General features: G+C 62.1%; 14 protein-coding genes. All 14 read left to right on the top strand.

The window, feature by feature from the left end; genetic code table 11:
* Positions 1 to 103: 103 nt before the first annotated feature.
* Positions 104 to 1,522 carry a 3-isopropylmalate dehydratase large subunit gene (gene leuC, locus BLU37_RS17595; protein ID WP_010445953.1) on the top strand — a complete coding sequence of 473 codons (1,419 nt, stop codon included), beginning with the start codon at positions 104 to 106 and terminating at the stop codon, positions 1,520 to 1,522.
* 9 nt (positions 1,523 to 1,531) lie between these two features.
* Positions 1,532 to 2,176 carry a 3-isopropylmalate dehydratase small subunit gene (leuD, locus tag BLU37_RS17600; protein WP_090207042.1) on the top strand — a complete coding sequence of 215 codons (645 nt, stop codon included), beginning with the start codon at positions 1,532 to 1,534 and terminating at the stop codon, positions 2,174 to 2,176.
* A 176-nt stretch (positions 2,177 to 2,352) separates the two neighbouring features.
* Positions 2,353 to 3,117: a class I SAM-dependent methyltransferase gene (locus BLU37_RS17605; protein ID WP_090207045.1), complete on the top strand. Its 765-nt coding sequence runs from the start codon at positions 2,353 to 2,355 to the stop codon at positions 3,115 to 3,117.
* Between the two features lie 56 nt (positions 3,118 to 3,173).
* Positions 3,174 to 4,256 carry a 3-isopropylmalate dehydrogenase gene (gene leuB / locus BLU37_RS17610; RefSeq protein ID WP_010445960.1) on the top strand — a complete coding sequence of 361 codons (1,083 nt, stop codon included), beginning with the start codon at positions 3,174 to 3,176 and terminating at the stop codon, positions 4,254 to 4,256.
* Positions 4,257 to 4,325: 69 nt separating this feature from the next.
* Positions 4,326 to 5,438 (top strand): aspartate-semialdehyde dehydrogenase, encoded by a 1,113-nt coding sequence (gene asd, locus BLU37_RS17615; protein ID WP_010445962.1) that lies wholly within the window; start codon positions 4,326 to 4,328, stop codon positions 5,436 to 5,438.
* Positions 5,439 to 5,618: 180 nt separating this feature from the next.
* Positions 5,619 to 6,620, top strand: a complete 1,002-nt coding sequence (locus BLU37_RS17620) for an aspartate-semialdehyde dehydrogenase (RefSeq protein ID WP_090207048.1) — start codon at positions 5,619 to 5,621, stop codon at positions 6,618 to 6,620.
* A gap of 209 nt (positions 6,621 to 6,829) precedes the next feature.
* On the top strand, positions 6,830 to 9,424 hold the full coding sequence (locus BLU37_RS17625; RefSeq protein ID WP_090207050.1) for a FimV/HubP family polar landmark protein: 2,595 nt from the start codon (positions 6,830 to 6,832) through the stop codon (positions 9,422 to 9,424).
* A 138-nt stretch (positions 9,425 to 9,562) separates the two neighbouring features.
* Positions 9,563 to 10,387 carry a tRNA pseudouridine(38-40) synthase TruA gene (truA, locus tag BLU37_RS17630; RefSeq protein WP_010445965.1) on the top strand — a complete coding sequence of 275 codons (825 nt, stop codon included), beginning with the start codon at positions 9,563 to 9,565 and terminating at the stop codon, positions 10,385 to 10,387.
* 63 nt (positions 10,388 to 10,450) lie between these two features.
* A complete protein-coding gene (locus tag BLU37_RS17635) occupies positions 10,451 to 11,071 on the top strand; it encodes a phosphoribosylanthranilate isomerase (RefSeq protein WP_010445966.1) in 621 nt (206 codons plus the stop codon).
* Between the two features lie 106 nt (positions 11,072 to 11,177).
* On the top strand, positions 11,178 to 12,098 hold the full coding sequence (gene accD / locus BLU37_RS17640) for an acetyl-CoA carboxylase, carboxyltransferase subunit beta (RefSeq protein WP_010445968.1): 921 nt from the start codon (positions 11,178 to 11,180) through the stop codon (positions 12,096 to 12,098).
* Positions 12,095 to 13,402: a bifunctional tetrahydrofolate synthase/dihydrofolate synthase gene (gene folC, locus BLU37_RS17645; protein ID WP_090207053.1), complete on the top strand. Its 1,308-nt coding sequence runs from the start codon at positions 12,095 to 12,097 to the stop codon at positions 13,400 to 13,402. The genes accD and folC overlap by 4 nt, the downstream gene beginning before the upstream one ends.
* Positions 13,386 to 14,081, top strand: coding sequence for an SPOR domain-containing protein (locus tag BLU37_RS17650; protein ID WP_090207056.1), 696 nt, complete (start codon positions 13,386 to 13,388; stop codon positions 14,079 to 14,081). The genes folC and BLU37_RS17650 overlap by 17 nt, the downstream gene beginning before the upstream one ends.
* A 94-nt stretch (positions 14,082 to 14,175) precedes the next feature.
* Positions 14,176 to 14,733 carry a CvpA family protein gene (locus BLU37_RS17655; RefSeq protein WP_010445974.1) on the top strand — a complete coding sequence of 186 codons (558 nt, stop codon included), beginning with the start codon at positions 14,176 to 14,178 and terminating at the stop codon, positions 14,731 to 14,733.
* 41 nt (positions 14,734 to 14,774) lie between these two features.
* Positions 14,775 to 16,280 (top strand): amidophosphoribosyltransferase, encoded by a 1,506-nt coding sequence (purF, locus tag BLU37_RS17660; protein WP_010445976.1) that lies wholly within the window; start codon positions 14,775 to 14,777, stop codon positions 16,278 to 16,280.
* Positions 16,281 to 16,284: the final 4 nt, after the last annotated feature.

A 16,284-nucleotide genomic window follows, 5' to 3' on the forward strand; every position in this document is an offset into this window, starting at 1 on the left:
ATTCACTCTAACCTCATAGCATCGACCTCACAAGCCAAAGGGTTATTGAGAACACTCATCAATAAACCCGGGGCATAGAAACAAGCTGATGAGGAAACGTCCGATGGCCGGCAAAACGCTTTACGACAAACTTTGGGAATCCCATGAAGTGAAACGGCGCGATGATGGGTCGTCGCTGATCTATATCGACCGTCACATCATTCACGAAGTGACCTCGCCGCAAGCGTTCGAAGGCCTCAAGCTGGCCGGGCGCAAGCCTTGGCGTATCGACTCGATCGTCGCCACGCCCGACCACAACGTGCCGACCACCCCCGAGCGCAAGGGCGGCATCGCGGCGATTGCCGATGAGGTCTCGCGGATTCAGGTGCAGACCCTCGACGACTACTGCGATGAGTTTGGCATCACCGAATTCAAGATGAACGACGTGCGCCAGGGCATCGTCCACGTGATCGGCCCGGAGCAGGGCGCGACCTTGCCGGGCATGACCGTGGTCTGCGGTGACTCCCATACTTCGACCCATGGTGCCTTCGGCGCCCTGGCCCACGGTATCGGCACCTCCGAGGTCGAGCACGTGTTTGCCACCCAGTGTCTGGTGGCCAAGAAAATGAAGAACATGCTGGTTCGTGTCGAAGGGCAATTGCCGGTCGGCGTGACCGCCAAGGACATCGTCCTCGCGGTGATCGGCCGGATCGGCACCGCCGGTGGTAACGGCCATGCGATCGAGTTCGCCGGCAGCGCGATTCGCGACCTGTCCATCGAAGGCCGCATGACCATCTGCAACATGTCCATCGAAGCCGGTGCCCGTGTTGGGCTGGTGGCGGCCGACGAAAAGACCGTCGCCTACGTCAAGGATCGCCCATTCGCCCCGAAAGGCGCGGAGTGGGATTTGGCTGTCGAGGCCTGGAAAGACCTGGTGTCCGATGCCGATGCGGTGTTCGACACCGTGGTCGAACTCGATGCTGCCCAGATCAAGCCCCAGGTCAGCTGGGGCACCTCGCCGGAGATGGTGCTCGCTGTCGACCAGAACGTACCGGACCCGGCGCGCGAGCCTGATCTGGTCAAGCGTGGTTCCATCGAGCGCGCGCTCAAGTACATGGGGCTGACCGCCAACCAGGCGATCACCGACATCCAGCTGGACCGGGTGTTCATCGGCTCTTGCACCAACTCGCGGATCGAAGACCTCCGTGCTGCCGCAGAGGTCGCCAAGGGTCGCAAGGTTGCGTCGACTATCAAGCAGGCGCTGGTGGTGCCGGGCTCGGGCCTGGTCAAGGCTCAGGCCGAAGCGGAAGGCCTGGACAAGATTTTCCTCGAAGCCGGTTTCGAGTGGCGTGAACCCGGCTGCTCGATGTGCCTGGCAATGAACCCGGATCGCCTGGAAAGCGGCGAACATTGCGCCTCGACCTCCAACCGCAACTTCGAAGGGCGTCAGGGGGCCGGTGGACGTACCCACCTGGTCAGCCCGGCCATGGCCGCAGCGGCTGCCATCAACGGCCGTTTCATCGACGTTCGCGAATTGATCTGAGGAAAAACCATGAAAGCCTTTACCCAGCACACCGGTCTCGTCGCGCCATTGGATCGTGCCAACGTCGATACCGATCAGATCATTCCCAAGCAGTTTCTCAAGTCGATCAAACGTACCGGCTTCGGTCCGAACCTGTTCGACGAGTGGCGTTATCTGGATGTGGGTTACGCCTATCAGGACAACTCCAAGCGTCCGTTGAACAAGGATTTCGTGCTCAATGCCGAGCGCTACCAGGGGGCCAGCGTGCTGCTGGCGCGGGAAAACTTCGGTTGTGGTTCCAGCCGCGAGCACGCGCCTTGGGCCCTTGAAGAGTATGGTTTTCGCAGCATCATCGCGCCGAGCTATGCCGATATCTTCTTCAACAACAGCTTCAAGAACGGTCTGTTGCCGATCATTCTCAGTGCCGACGAAGTCGATGAGCTGTTCCAGCAGGTCGAGGCCACCCCGGGTTATCAACTGACCGTCGATCTTGCGGCCCAGACCGTGACCCGTCCCGATGGCAAGGTCTATCACTTTGAGCTCGACGCGTTCCGCAAGCACTGCCTGCTCAACGGCCTCGATGACATCGGCCTGACCCTGCAGGACGGTGAGGCGATCGCGGCGTTCGAGGCCAAGCATCGTGCCAGCCAGCCTTGGCTGTTTCGCGACGTCTGATCTGATGTAGGCAGGGGGCGTTCGCGGCGGTTCGGCGCCCCGAAAAGCCCTGCTCCTACAGGTTGGAGGCGTACGCAAGATGGGTGTACGACACAGAACTTTAGGAGCAGGGCTTGCCCGCGAATAGGCCCTCAACCCCCAGCAAAGCCCTGGCAACACGACAGAAGGACTACCCCATGACCAGCAATGCCCATAGCCAAGTGGTACAAAAGCAGTTCGGCGAACAGGCCTCTGCCTACCTGAGCAGCGCCGTGCACGCCCAGGGTGCCGAGTTCGCGCTGCTCCAGGCGGCACTGGCCGGGCACGCCGACGCCCGAGTGCTGGACCTGGGCTGCGGGGCGGGGCATGTGAGCTTTCACGTCGCGCCGCTGGTTGCCAAGGTGGCAGCCTATGACCTCTCGCAGCAGATGCTCGACGTGGTCGGCGTCGCCGCCCGCGAGCGCGGTCTGGACAATATCGTCACGGTGTGTGGTGCGGCCGAGAGCCTGCCGTTCGCCGATGGTGAGTTCGATTTCGTCTTCAGCCGCTATTCGGCGCATCACTGGAGCGATCTCGGTCTGGCTCTGCGGGAAGTTCGGCGGGTGTTGAAGCCAGGTGGCGTGGCGGCGTTTATCGACGTAATGTCGCCGGGCAGTCCGTTGTTCGACACCTACCTGCAGACCGTCGAGGTGCTGCGCGACACCAGCCACGTGCGCGATTACTCGGCTGCTGAATGGTCGCGTCAGGTCAGTGAAGCGGGCCTGCACGTGCGCAGCATCAGCCGCCAACGCTTGCGTCTGGAGTACAGCTCCTGGGTCGAGCGCATGCGTACGCCGGCGCCGTTGCGGGTGGCGATTCGCGACCTGCAGCAGGCGATGGGCAGCGAAGTGCGGGAATATTTTGAGATTGAGGCCGATGGTTCGTTTAGTACCGATGTACTGGTGCTGTGGGCCGAACGATAGACTTTTTCCAGGTTGCCCGGTACCCCGGGCGCACCGACAGATGACATGAGGAAAGCATGAGCAAGCAGATTCTGATTCTTCCAGGCGACGGTATTGGTCCGGAAATCATGGCCGAAGCGGTCAAGGTGCTGGAACTGGCCAACGAGAAATACAGCCTGGGCTTCGAGCTGAGCCACGACGTGATCGGCGGCGCAGCCATCGACAAGCACGGCGTGCCTCTGGCCGACGAGACCCTGGAGCGTGCCCGAGCCGCCGATGCGGTGTTGTTGGGTGCAGTCGGTGGGCCGAAGTGGGACAAGATCGAGCGTGACATTCGTCCGGAGCGCGGCCTGCTGAAAATTCGTGCGCAACTGGGCCTGTTCGGCAACCTGCGTCCGGCGATCCTTTATCCGCAACTGGCCGATGCCTCGAGCCTCAAGCCTGAAATCGTTTCGGGCCTGGATATCCTGATCGTTCGCGAACTGACCGGCGGCATCTACTTTGGTGCGCCGCGCGGTACCCGCGAACTGGAGAATGGCGAGCGCCAGTCCTACGACACCCTGCCGTACAGCGAAAGCGAAATCCGCCGTATCGCCCGTGTCGGCTTCGACATGGCCCGCGTGCGTGGCAAGAAGCTCTGCTCGGTGGACAAGGCCAACGTCCTGGCGTCCAGCCAGTTGTGGCGTGAAGTGGTGGAGCAGGTTGCCCTGGATTACCCGGACGTCGAACTCAGCCACATGTATGTCGACAACGCCGCCATGCAACTGGTACGCGCGCCCAAACAATTCGATGTTATTGTCACGGACAACATGTTCGGCGACATCCTTTCCGATGAAGCCTCGATGCTCACCGGTTCCATTGGCATGCTGCCCTCGGCGTCCCTCGATGCCAACAACAAGGGCATGTACGAGCCTTGCCATGGATCTGCTCCGGACATCGCCGGGCAGGGTATCGCGAACCCGCTGGCGACCATCCTGTCGGTGTCGATGATGCTGCGCTACAGCTTCAACCTGCACGATGCGGCAGCAGCCATCGAGCAGGCGGTGAGCCTGGTGCTCGATCGTGGCTTGCGCACCGGCGACATCTGGTCGCAGGGCTGCACCAAGGTTGGAACGCAGGAAATGGGTGACGCAGTAGCCGAGGCGCTGCGTAATCTGTAATCTCTCGGGCCCACCGCCTCTTTCATCCCCGGAAGCGGTGACCCACTTTTGTAATAAGGTGTAGTTGCGATGAAACGTGTAGGTCTGATCGGTTGGCGCGGTATGGTCGGTTCCGTGCTCATGCAGCGGATGCTGGAAGAGCGGGACTTCGATCTTATTGAGCCGGTGTTCTTCACCACCTCCAATGTCGGTGGCCAAGGTCCGTCCGTGGGCAAGGATATTGCTCCGCTGAAGGATGCCTACAGCATTGAAGAGCTGAAGACCCTCGACGTGATTCTGACCTGCCAGGGCGGCGACTACACCAGCGAGGTTTTCCCCAAGCTGCGCGAAGCCGGCTGGCAGGGTTACTGGATCGACGCCGCTTCCAGCCTGCGTATGCAGGATGACGCGGTGATCGTGCTCGACCCGGTGAACCGCAAGGTCATCGACCAGCAGCTGGATTCCGGTACGCGCAACTTCATCGGCGGCAACTGCACCGTCAGCCTGATGCTGATGGGCCTGGGCGGGCTGTTCGAGGCCGGCCTGGTGGAGTGGATGAGCGCCATGACCTATCAGGCCGCTTCCGGTGCGGGCGCGCAGAACATGCGTGAACTGATCCGGCAGATGGGTGCGACCCATGCCGCAGTCGCCGATGACCTGGCCAATCCGGCCAGCGCCATTCTCGACATCGACCGCAAGGTGGCCGAAACCATGCGCAGCGAAGGCTATCCAACCGAGAACTTCGGCGTGCCGCTGGCTGGCAGCCTGATTCCGTGGATCGACAAGGAACTGCCGAACGGCCAGAGCCGCGAAGAGTGGAAGGCCCAGGCCGAGACCAACAAGATCCTCGGTCGTTTCAAGAGCCCGATCCCGGTGGATGGTATCTGCGTGCGCATCGGCGCCATGCGTTGCCACAGCCAGGCGCTGACCATCAAGCTGAACAAGGATGTGCCGATGGCCGACATCGAAGGCCTGATCAGTCAGCACAACCCATGGGTCAAGCTGGTGCCGAACCAGCGTGAAATCAGCATGCAGGAACTGAGTCCGACCAAGGTCACCGGTACTCTGAACATTCCTGTGGGACGTCTGCGCAAGCTGAACATGGGCTCGCAGTTCCTCGGCGCGTTCACTGTCGGCGACCAACTGCTGTGGGGCGCTGCCGAGCCGCTGCGGCGCATGCTGCGGATCCTGCTGGAGCGTTGATTCGCTGAAGGCTTGAATGAAGCCCGCGCCTCGCAAGAGACGCGGGCTTTTTGTTTCCTGTGGTGCGATCCCTGCTCCTACAGGGGCAAGGTGACCGACTTGTGGCCGTACCGAGAAATTGCCTGGCCGCCCGGTCACGGGTAAAGTGCCGCTCCCGCCGTTTTGCCTGAGGAGAATCCCATGAGTCAGCCCCTTGATATTGCCGTGATCGGTGCCACTGGCACGGTCGGTGAAACCCTGGTGCAGATCCTCGAAGAGCGGGACTTCCCGGTGGCCAACCTGCACCTGTTGGCCAGCAGCGAGTCGGCGGGGCACTCGGTACCCTTTCGGGGCAAGAACGTCCGTGTCCGTGAAGTCGACGAATTCGACTTTGCCAAGGCCCGTTTGGTGTTTTTTGCCGCTGGCCCGGCGGTCACCCTCAGTTTCGCTGCGCGGGCAACCGCTGCCGGCTGTGCGGTGATCGATCTGTCGGGGGCGTTGCCGGTCCCTCAGGTGGTGCCGGAAGCCAATGCCGCAGTCCTGTCGAGTCTGGGCAAGCCCGTGCAGGTCGGCAGCCCCAGCGCTTCGGCCACCGCACTGGCAGTGGTTTTGGCACCGCTCAAGGGTTTGCTGGATATCCGCCAGGTGAGCCTGACGTCCTGCCTGGCGATGTCCAGCCAGGGGCGCGAGGCGGTCACTGAACTGGCGCGGCAAACCGCCGAGTTGCTGAATATGCGTCCGCTGGAACCGCGCTTCTTCGACCGTCAGGTCGCCTTCAACCTGCTGCCCCTGGTCGGTAAACCGGACGCCGAGGGGCATGTTGCCCTGGAAAAACGCCTGGTTAACGAGTTGCGTGAACTGCTGGAAGCACCTTTACTAAAAATTTCAGTCACTTGCGTTCAAGCCCCGGTGTTTTTTGGCGATAGCTATAGTGTGTCGTTGCAGGCCGCCGCCGATATTGATCTGCAAGCGGTGAACAAGGCGCTTGAAGCCGCCGAGGGTATCGAGTGGGTCGACGGCGACGATTATCCGACTGCGGTCGGTGATGCAGTGGGCCAGGATGTGGTTTATGTCGGACGGGTTCGTCACGGTGTGGACGATCCGTCGCAGCTCAATCTGTGGCTGACCACCGATAATGTTCGCAAGGGCGCCGCGCTAAACGCCGTACAACTGGCTGAGCTGTTGATAAAAGACCCGCTGTAAAAGATACTTGGCGACAATTTGCAGAATGATTCTGGCCTGGCGCTATGCTCAGACTGGTTGCTGAAGGTGAGCTGCCCCTTGGGCACTTGCAGGGGACATCGGCAACGACACGGTGATGCGGTTGCCTCCACGGGGCTGCGCACCCTGCCGCAAGGCAGCTACACCACCTTCTCGCTGGCCGAGGAATGCACAAACAAAGGAAGAGGCTGATGGTTCAAGTTCGCAAACTGGTGTTAGCAATAGCGGCCGCTTCGGCGCTGTCTTCCGGTATGGCGCATGCGCTTGGGCTGGGGGAGATGACCCTCAAGTCGACTCTGAACCAGCCGCTGCTGGTGGAAATCGAATTGCAGGATGTCGGTGGCCTCAGCGCTTCCGATATCGTTCCCAGCCTGGCATCTCCTCAGGCGTTCAGCGACGCAGGCGTCAGTCGCCAGGACTTCCTCAACGACCTGACCTTCACGCCGGTGATCAATCCCAGCGGGCGCAGCGTGGTTCGAGTGACCTCGAGCAAGCCGCTGTCTGAAGCCTATGTGCGTTTTCTGGTCCAGGTGCAGTGGCCCCAAGGCCGACTGATGCGTGATTACAGCGTGCTGCTCGATCCGTCGAAGTACGCACCGGCCGGTGATGCCGCCAAGCCGGCCGTGACCCCGAATGCGCCGGTTACCGCGCCAACCAAGGCCCGGCAGTACACCACTGGCGCCAAGGACACCCTCTGGGAAATCGCGGCGAAAGAGCGCAATGGCGCCTCTGTGCAGCAGACCATGCTGGCGATCCAGGCGTTGAACCCTGGTGCGTTCATCGATGGCAACATCAACCGTCTCAAGACCGGCCAAGTGTTGCGTATGCCTGATAAGGTCCAGAGTACGGCTCTGGCGCAACCCAAGGCGATTGCCGAGGTCGCGGCACAGAATGCCGCCTGGCGTCATGGGCGTCGTGCAGACCATGCTGCCGGCAAGCAGCAGCTCGATGCCACTCGCCACAATGGCGGCGAGAGTGCGCCCGCCGCTGGCGAGCGCAAGGACAAGCTGAGCCTGGTATCGGCCGAGAGCGGCAAAAAAGGCAAAGGCGCGGCTGGCGATAGCAAGGCCCTGAGCAACAAGTTGGCCGTGACCCAGGAAAGCCTCGACGCGACCCGTCGCGACAATGCCGAGCTGAAAAGCCGCATGGAAGACCTGCAGAGCCAACTGGACAAACTGCAGCGTCTGATTGACCTCAAGAACGATCAACTGGCCAAGTTGCAGGCCGAAGGCGCGGCCGCTGCGGCTGCTCCGGCACCTGCTGCGACTCAGCCGGCGGTGTCCGCCGAACTGGTGGCCAAGCCTGTTTCGGTCGCCGCCACACCTACACCGGCGCCTGCCGAGGCGGTCAAGCCGATCGAGCCGGCAGTCCAGCCGACGCCGACCGAAGAGCGCAAGCTCGACGACCTGCTGTCCAGCCCTGTCATGATGGGGCTGATCGCCGGTTCCGTGGTGCTGGTGGCCTTGCTGCTCCTGTTGTTGCTGGTCCGTCGTCGAAAGGCCCAGCAGGAAGCCGAGAAGCACCAGCGCATGGCTCGGGCACTGTCTGAAGAAACCGATTTCGCCGCCGACATGGATATGCCAGAGGGGAGTTTCGAGGGCCTGGAGGTGCCTGCTCCCAATGTAAAGTTGGCGCCGGCCCCGGCGCCGGCTCCCGTCGCTGAACGTCCGACCGATGTATTGGGTCAGGCTGAGCTGCATATCGAGCGTGGTCATCTGAACCAGGCGGCCGATCTGCTGGAAGAAACGCTCAAGTTCGAACCGCAACGCAGCGATCTGCGCCTGAAACTGATGGAAGTCTATGGTCTTCAGGGCGATCGCGATGGGTTCGTTCGCCAGGAGCGGCAATTGGCTGCCAATGGCGAGAGCCAGGCCCAGGTCGAGCAACTCAAGAGCCGCTTCCCGGCCATGGTGGTCGTGGCCGCCGCGGGCCTGGGTGCGGCTGCGGTTGCCGCCGAACTGGATGAGCAGTTCGTCCAGGAGTTGCTGCAGGATGACGAGCCGGCCCCGGTCGTTGCTCCGGAGCCTGTGGTTGCCGCGCAACCGGCCCCGGTAGTGGATGATTTCGACAATGACTTCGATCTGAGTCTGGATGACCTGGAGGCGGTTTCTCCGGCAGTGCCTCCTGTTGCCGCCCCGGTTGTCGAGGACAGCCTGGATGATCTGCAGCTCGACGACGACTTGAGTTTCGAGTCGGTGCTGGCGCAGCAGACTGAAACCAAGGGCAGTCTGGACGATCTGTCCGATTTTGATCTGGACCTGGGTGGCGATGATCCGGTTGCCGCCGTCCAGGCCGACGATGACTTCCTGCTCGGGCTGGCCGATGATCCCAAGGCCCCGGAAGGTGAGGTGCCGACCCTTGATGCGTTGGATGACCTGGGCCTGCCGTCGGACTTCGATCTGTCGTTGGCCGATGATCTGGCCGCTGATGACCTGACGGCTGACGATCTATTGGTCGACGATCTGCTGGCTGACACTGGACCGAACGCCTTCACCAACGAGCTGGACGATGTCAACGCCGAGCTGGATCGTCTGTCTCAGAGCCTTGAGCAGCCGGCCCTGGAAACCTCGAGCTTCACCGAGCAGGACGCCGCGCTGGGGGATGACGAGCCGGAGTTCGATTTCCTCTCGGGAACCGACGAGGCCGCGACCAAGCTCGATCTGGCCCAGGCCTACATCGACATGGATGACAAGGATGGCGCCCGCGACATTCTGGCCGAAGTCATGAGCGAAGGCAGTGAGGCGCAAAAAAGCGAGGCCAGGGAAATGCTCCAGCGCCTGGCTTGAGTCGATCCGGTCGGAGCAAAAACAACGGCAGCCTTCGGGCTGCCGTTGTCGTTACGGGCGCGCGCCTTATAATGCACGCCTTTGCGTAAATCATCAGGCTGCAAGTTCTTGGCAAATATAGATAACCCGGCCGCCGAAATGGCGGCCGAAGGCTTTTTCCGAATCGCCCTGGGCGTGGAATACAAAGGCTCGCGCTACCGGGGCTGGCAGCGCCAGGCGTCCGGTGTGCTGTCGGTTCAGGAAACCCTGGAAGATGCCCTGTCGAAGGTGGCTGACTCGCCGGTCTCGCTGATGTGCGCAGGGCGCACTGATGCCGGGGTGCATGCGTGCGGCCAGGTGGTGCATTTCGATACCCGGGTCGAGCGCTCGATGAAGGCCTGGACCATGGGCGCCAATATCAACCTGCCCCATGACATCAGCGTCAGTTGGGCCAAGGTCATGCCGGCGCATTTCCATGCGCGCTTCAAGGCCATAGCCCGACGCTATCGCTATGTGATCTACAACGATCAGATCCGTCCGGCGCATCTCAACCAGGAAATCACCTGGAACCATCGTCCGCTGGACGAACAGCGTATGGCCGAAGCCGCGCGCTACCTGGTCGGTACCCACGACTTCAGCGCGTTCCGTGCCGGGCAGTGCCAGGCCAAGTCACCGATCAAGCAAGTACATCATCTGCGGGTGACCCGGCACGGCAAGATGATTGTCATCGATATCCGTGCTGGCGCCTTCCTGCATCACATGGTGCGCAACATCGCCGGGGTGCTGATGACCATCGGTGCCGGCGAGCGCCCGGTCGAATGGGCGCGTGAGGTGCTGGAGAGCCGCATTCGCCGCACTGGCGGGGTGACGGCCCACCCGTTCGGTCTGTATCTGGTGCAGGTGGAGTACCGCGACGAGTTCGAATTGCCCGAACGTTATATCGGGCCACACTTCCTGACCGGATTCTCGGAGCTTGCCGGCTGACGCCTGGAAAAGCATTTGCTACCATCCGGGCCTTTATACGGAAAACCTTGGGATTCTGACGATATGTCCGCCGTTCGCAGCAAAATCTGCGGGATCACCCGTATTGAAGATGCGTTGGCCGCAGTCGAAGCCGGAGCCGATGCCATCGGTTTCGTGTTCTATGCCAAGAGCCCTCGGGCGGTGACCTTCCAGCAGGCGCGGGCCATCATTGCCGCGCTGCCGCCGTTCGTGACCACTGTGGGGCTGTTCGTCAATGCCAGCCGTTGCGAGCTGGGAGAGATTCTCGATGCCGTGCCGCTGGACCTGCTGCAGTTCCATGGCGATGAAACCAGCGCGCAGTGCGAGGGTTTTCACCGTCCGTACATCAAGGCGTTGCGGGTCAAGGCCGGTGATGACATTGCTGCGGCCTGCCGGGCTTATCCCGGTGCCAGCGGGATTCTGCTCGACACCTATGTCGAAGGCGTGCCGGGCGGAACCGGCGAGGCATTCGACTGGTCTCTGGTGCCGCAAGGCTTGAGCAAGCCGATTATCCTGGCCGGCGGCCTGACTGCGGACAACGTGGCGCAGGCCATTGCCCAGGTCAGGCCGTATGCGGTGGATACCAGCGGCGGGGTCGAGCAGAGCAAGGGCATCAAGGACCCCGCAAAGATCAAGGCGTTCATCCAGGCGGTACGCGCCAGTTGATCGCCGATGTGACGGGCGGCAATCTGCCGCCGTCCATGCTTACCGCCACAGAAAACAGGCGGGCCCGGTTGTTCGACGGGCCGAAAACGAATTGGAGAAAGAAAGCATGAGCAACTGGTTAGTAGACAAACTGATCCCTTCGATCATGCGTTCCGAGGTGAAGAAGAGCTCGGTGCCTGAAGGTCTGTGGCACAAGTGCCCGTCGTGCGATGCGGTGCTCTATCGTCCGGAGTTGGAAAAGACCCTCGACGTCTGCCCCAAGTGCAATCACCACATGCGCATTGGCGCTCGCGCCCGCATCGATATCTTCCTCGACGCCGACGGCCGCGCTGAGCTGGGCACTGACCTGGAACCGGTCGATCGCCTGAAATTTCGCGATGGCAAGAAGTACAAGGACCGCCTGAGCGCAGCGCAGAAGCAGACGGGCGAGAAAGACGCGCTGATCTCGATGAGCGGTACGCTGCTGGGCATGCCCATCGTGGTGTCGGCGTTCGAGTTCTCGTTCATGGGGGGCTCCATGGGGGCCATCGTTGGCGAGCGTTTCGTGCGTGCCGCCAACTACGCCCTGGAAAAGCGCTGCCCGATGGTCTGCTTCTCGGCTTCCGGCGGTGCGCGGATGCAGGAAGCGCTGATCTCGCTGATGCAGATGGCCAAGACCTCCGCCGTGCTGGCACGCCTGCGCGAAGAGGGCCTGCCGTTCATTTCCGTATTGACCGACCCGGTTTACGGTGGTGTTTCCGCCAGTCTGGCGATGCTCGGCGACGTGATCGTCGGCGAACCCAAGGCGCTGATCGGCTTCGCCGGTCCGCGGGTGATCGAGCAGACCGTGCGCGAGAAACTGCCAGAAGGCTTCCAGCGCAGTGAGTTCCTGCTGGAACACGGTGCCATCGACATGATCATCCCGCGCCAGGAACTGCGTCCGCGCCTGGGTAGCCTGCTGGCCCAGATGATGGGGCTGCCGACGCCTGTGTACGTGGCGGCACCTGTCGAACCTGTCGTCGTTCCTCCGGCACCGGCCAACGTATGACCGAGCGTACCCTGGGCGATTGGCTCGCCTACCTGGAGCAACTGCATCCATCGGCCATCGATATGGGGCTGGAGCGTTCGCGAGAGGTAGCGCACCGTATGGGGCTGGGCAAGCCGGCGCCTCGGGTAGTGACCGTGACCGGTACCAACGGCAAGGGCTCGACCTGTGCCTTCGTCGCCTCGTTGCTGATGGCGCAAGGCCTCAAGGTCGGCGTCTACAGCTCGCCCCACCTGCTGCGCTACAACGAGCGCGTGCAGATCAATGGCGTCGAGGCGAGCGATGCCCAACTGTGCGAGGCCTTCGCTGCGCTTGAGGCGGGGCGGGGCGACACCACCCTGACCTATTTCGAGATGGGCACTCTGGCTGCACTCTGGCTGTTCGAGCGTGAACAGCTCGACGCCGTGGTGCTTGAGGTGGGTCTTGGCGGGCGTCTGGATACGGTCAATGTGGTGGACGCCGACTTTGCGCTGGTGACCAGCATCGGCGTCGACCATGTCGAGTACCTGGGCGATACCCGCGAGTCCGTGGCTTATGAGAAGGCGGGCATCTTCCGTTCCGGGCGCCCGGCGTTGTGTGGCGATCTGAGTCCACCCCAGCCGCTGCTGGACAAGGCGCATGAGCTGAACAGCCCGTTGTTCCTGCGCGGTCGTGATTTTGACCTGGCGACCACGGACCGGTATTGGCAGTGGCGCGGTCTGGACAGCAAGGGGCAGCCGCTCGAACTGCAGGATCTGCCGTTTTTGGACCTGCCCATGGAGAATGCCGCCCTGGCGCTCCAGGCCTACGCGCTGATGGAACTGCCCTGGCAGCCTGAACGCATCGCCGCGGCCCTGCAAGCCACGCGAATTGTCGGTCGGCTGGACCGGCGGACGGTCAATTGGCAGGGGCGGGCGGTCAGGTTGATGCTGGATGTCGGGCATAATCCCCACGCTGCCGAGTACCTGGCCCAGCGTCTGGCGCGTCAGCCCCTGGTCGGGCGGCGTCTGGCGGTGTTCGGCCTGCTCTCGGACAAGGATCTTGACGGCGTGCTCTCGCAACTGGATGCTCAGGTGCAGCAGTGGGCCGTGACGCCGTTACAATCGCCACGCAGTCGCCCGGCTGGCGAGTTGCAGGCTGCCTTGCAGGCTCGTGGTGCGTCGGTGACGGCGTACGAAAGTGTTGCGGCGGCTTTGGAAGGGCAGTGCGCCCAGGCCTCGGTCGATGATGAGATCCTCTTGTTCGGATCGTTCTTTTGCGTAGCCGAGGCGCTGGAATGGCTGGCTCGGCGCGCCACGGAGGAAGCTGCACATGGCATTGCTGGATAGAACGTACAAGCAGCGGATGGTTGGCGCGCTGGTATTGGTGGCGCTGGCAGTGATCTTTCTACCGATGCTGTTTTCCCGTCAGGACGAGCAGCGCCAGGTGCGGGTCGATCCGCCGGCGGCACCGCAAGCCCCGGTCATGCCTCAGGTACACGTCGAGCCGGTAGCTGTGCCTGAACCGCAAAGCCTGCCTGAGGATTCATTGCCACCCGAGGACGAGGAGGTGGTCGCTGCTCCGACAGCACCTGCGGCCAAACCGGCGACTGCAACGCCGGTCGCTCCAGCCGTTGCGGCGGCAAAACCGGCGGCAACCAAGCCGGCCGTTCCGGCAGCTGCTGCTGCCGCCAAGCCCGCTGCTGCGCCTGCGCAGACGCCAGCCCAGGTCGTTGCCCAGCCTGTGGCGAAGCTCGATACCACGCAAAATCGTGTCGATCCCAACGGCCTGCCCATCAGCTGGTCGGTGCAGTTGGCCAGTCTGTCGAGCCGCGAAGGCGCCGAGAGCCTGCAGAAGAACTTGCGTAGCCAGGGTTACAACGCCTATATCCGTTCCGCCGATGGCAAGAACCGGGTATTTGTCGGTCCCCTGATCGAGCGTGCGGAGGCTGATCGCCTGCGTGACCTGCTCGGTCGTCAGCAAAATCTGAAAGGTTTTGTCGTTCGTTTCCAGCCCGAGCGCGGTTAAGCGCCGGGTTGTACGAAATCCACCGAACAAGCGCCTTACCAGCGAGGCGACGCTCTGCTAAAATGCGCCGCCTCAAACGTTCGTAGGCTGCACTGTGCCATTTACCTGGGTTGACTGGGCGATTATCGCGGTAATCGCTGTTTCTGCTTTGATCAGCTTGAGTCGCGGCTTCGTCAAGGAAGCCTTGTCCCTGCTCACCTGGATCATTGCTGGCGTGGTCGCCTGGATGTTTGGTGGCTCGTTGTCCGTGTACCTCACCGACTATATCCAGACACCTTCGGCTCGCGTGATCGCGGGCTGTGCAATCATGTTCGTCGCGACCCTGCTGGTCGGCGCCATGATCAATTATCTCATCGGCGAGTTGATTCGCGTCACCGGTCTGTCCGGGACCGATCGATTTCTCGGCATGGCCTTCGGCGCCGCGCGTGGCGCGCTGCTGGTGGTCGTCGCGGTCGGGCTGCTCAGCCTCGGGCCGGTGCAGCAGGATCCGTGGTGGCAGGAGTCCCGGCTCGTGCCACAATTTCTAATGGTTGCAGATTGGTCAAAGAACCTCATATTGGGGTGGAGCAGTCAGTGGCTGGCCAGCGGAATCAGCGTACCCGCTGACCTTCCGTTCAAGGAGCATCTCTTGCCGGGCAAACCCGCCCAGTAAGCGTTGTTCAGTTCAGTTTCATTAAGTAGGGGTTGCGTCGCATGTGTGGCATCGTCGGTATCGTCGGTAAGTCGAACGTCAATCAGGCGCTGTATGACGCGCTAACCGTGCTCCAGCACCGCGGCCAGGACGCTGCCGGTATCGTGACCAGCCATGATGGCCGGTTATTCCTGCGCAAGGACAACGGGCTGGTCCGTGACGTCTTCCAGCAGCGTCATATGCAGCGCCTGGTGGGTCACATGGGTATTGGCCATGTGCGCTACCCGACTGCCGGCAGCTCGACGTCGGCTGAAGCCCAGCCGTTCTACGTCAACTCGCCGTACGGCATCACCCTGGCGCACAACGGTAACCTGACCAACGTCGAACAGTTGGCCAAGGAGATCTACGAGTCCGATCTGCGTCACGTCAACACCAGTTCCGACTCTGAAGTGCTGCTCAACGTGTTCGCCCACGAGTTGGCCCAGCGCGGCAAGCTGCAGCCGACCGAGGAAGACGTGTTCGCGGCGGTAACCGACGTGCATAACCGCTGCGTCGGCGGTTACGCTGTCGTGGCGATGGTCACCGGCTACGGTATCGTCGGCTTCCGCGATCCCCATGGTATTCGTCCGATCGTGTTCGGCCAGCGTCACACCGACGAAGGCGTCGAGTACATGATCGCTTCCGAAAGCGTTTCCCTGGACGTGCTCGGTTTCACCCTGATCCGCGACCTGGCACCGGGCGAAGCGGTCTACATCACCGAAGACGGCAAGCTGCACACCCGTCAGTGTGCGACCAATCCGAGCCTGACCCCGTGCATCTTCGAACACGTGTACCTGGCGCGTCCGGACTCCATCATCGATGGTGTGTCGGTGTACAAGGCGCGTCTGCGCATGGGTGAAAAGCTGGCGGATAAAATCCTGCGCGAGCGTCCTGACCATGGCATCGACGTGGTCATCCCGATTCCGGACACCAGCCGTACTGCGGCGTTGGAACTGGCCAACCACCTGGGCGTGAAGTTCCGCGAAGGTTTCGTGAAGAACCGCTACATCGGCCGGACCTTCATCATGCCGGGTCAGGCGGCGCGCAAGAAATCCGTGCGGCAGAAACTCAATGCCATCGAACTGGAGTTCCGTGGCAAGAACGTGATGCTGGTGGATGACTCCATCGTGCGCGGCACCACCTGCAAGCAGATCATCCAGATGGCCCGCGAAGCTGGCGCGAAGAACGTCTACTTCTGCTCGGCGGCGCCGGCCGTGCGTTACCCGAACGTCTACGGCATCGACATGCCGAGTGCCCACGAACTGATTGCCCACAACCGTACCACCCAGGACGTTGCCGACCTCATCGGTGCCGACTGGCTGGTCTATCAGGACCTGCCGGACCTGATCGAGGCCGTGGGCGGTGGCAAGATCAAGATCGAGCAGTTCGACTGTGCGGTATTCGACGGCAAGTACGTTACCGGCGATATCGACGAGCACTACCTGAACCGGATCGAGCAGGCGCGCAACGACGCGTCCAAGGCCAAGACCCAGGCGGTCAGTGCGATCATCGATCTGTACAACAACTGAGTAG

This window comes from Pseudomonas asplenii (genome assembly GCF_900105475.1).
In the GTDB taxonomy this organism is placed as follows: Bacteria; Pseudomonadota; Gammaproteobacteria; order Pseudomonadales; family Pseudomonadaceae; genus Aquipseudomonas; species Aquipseudomonas asplenii.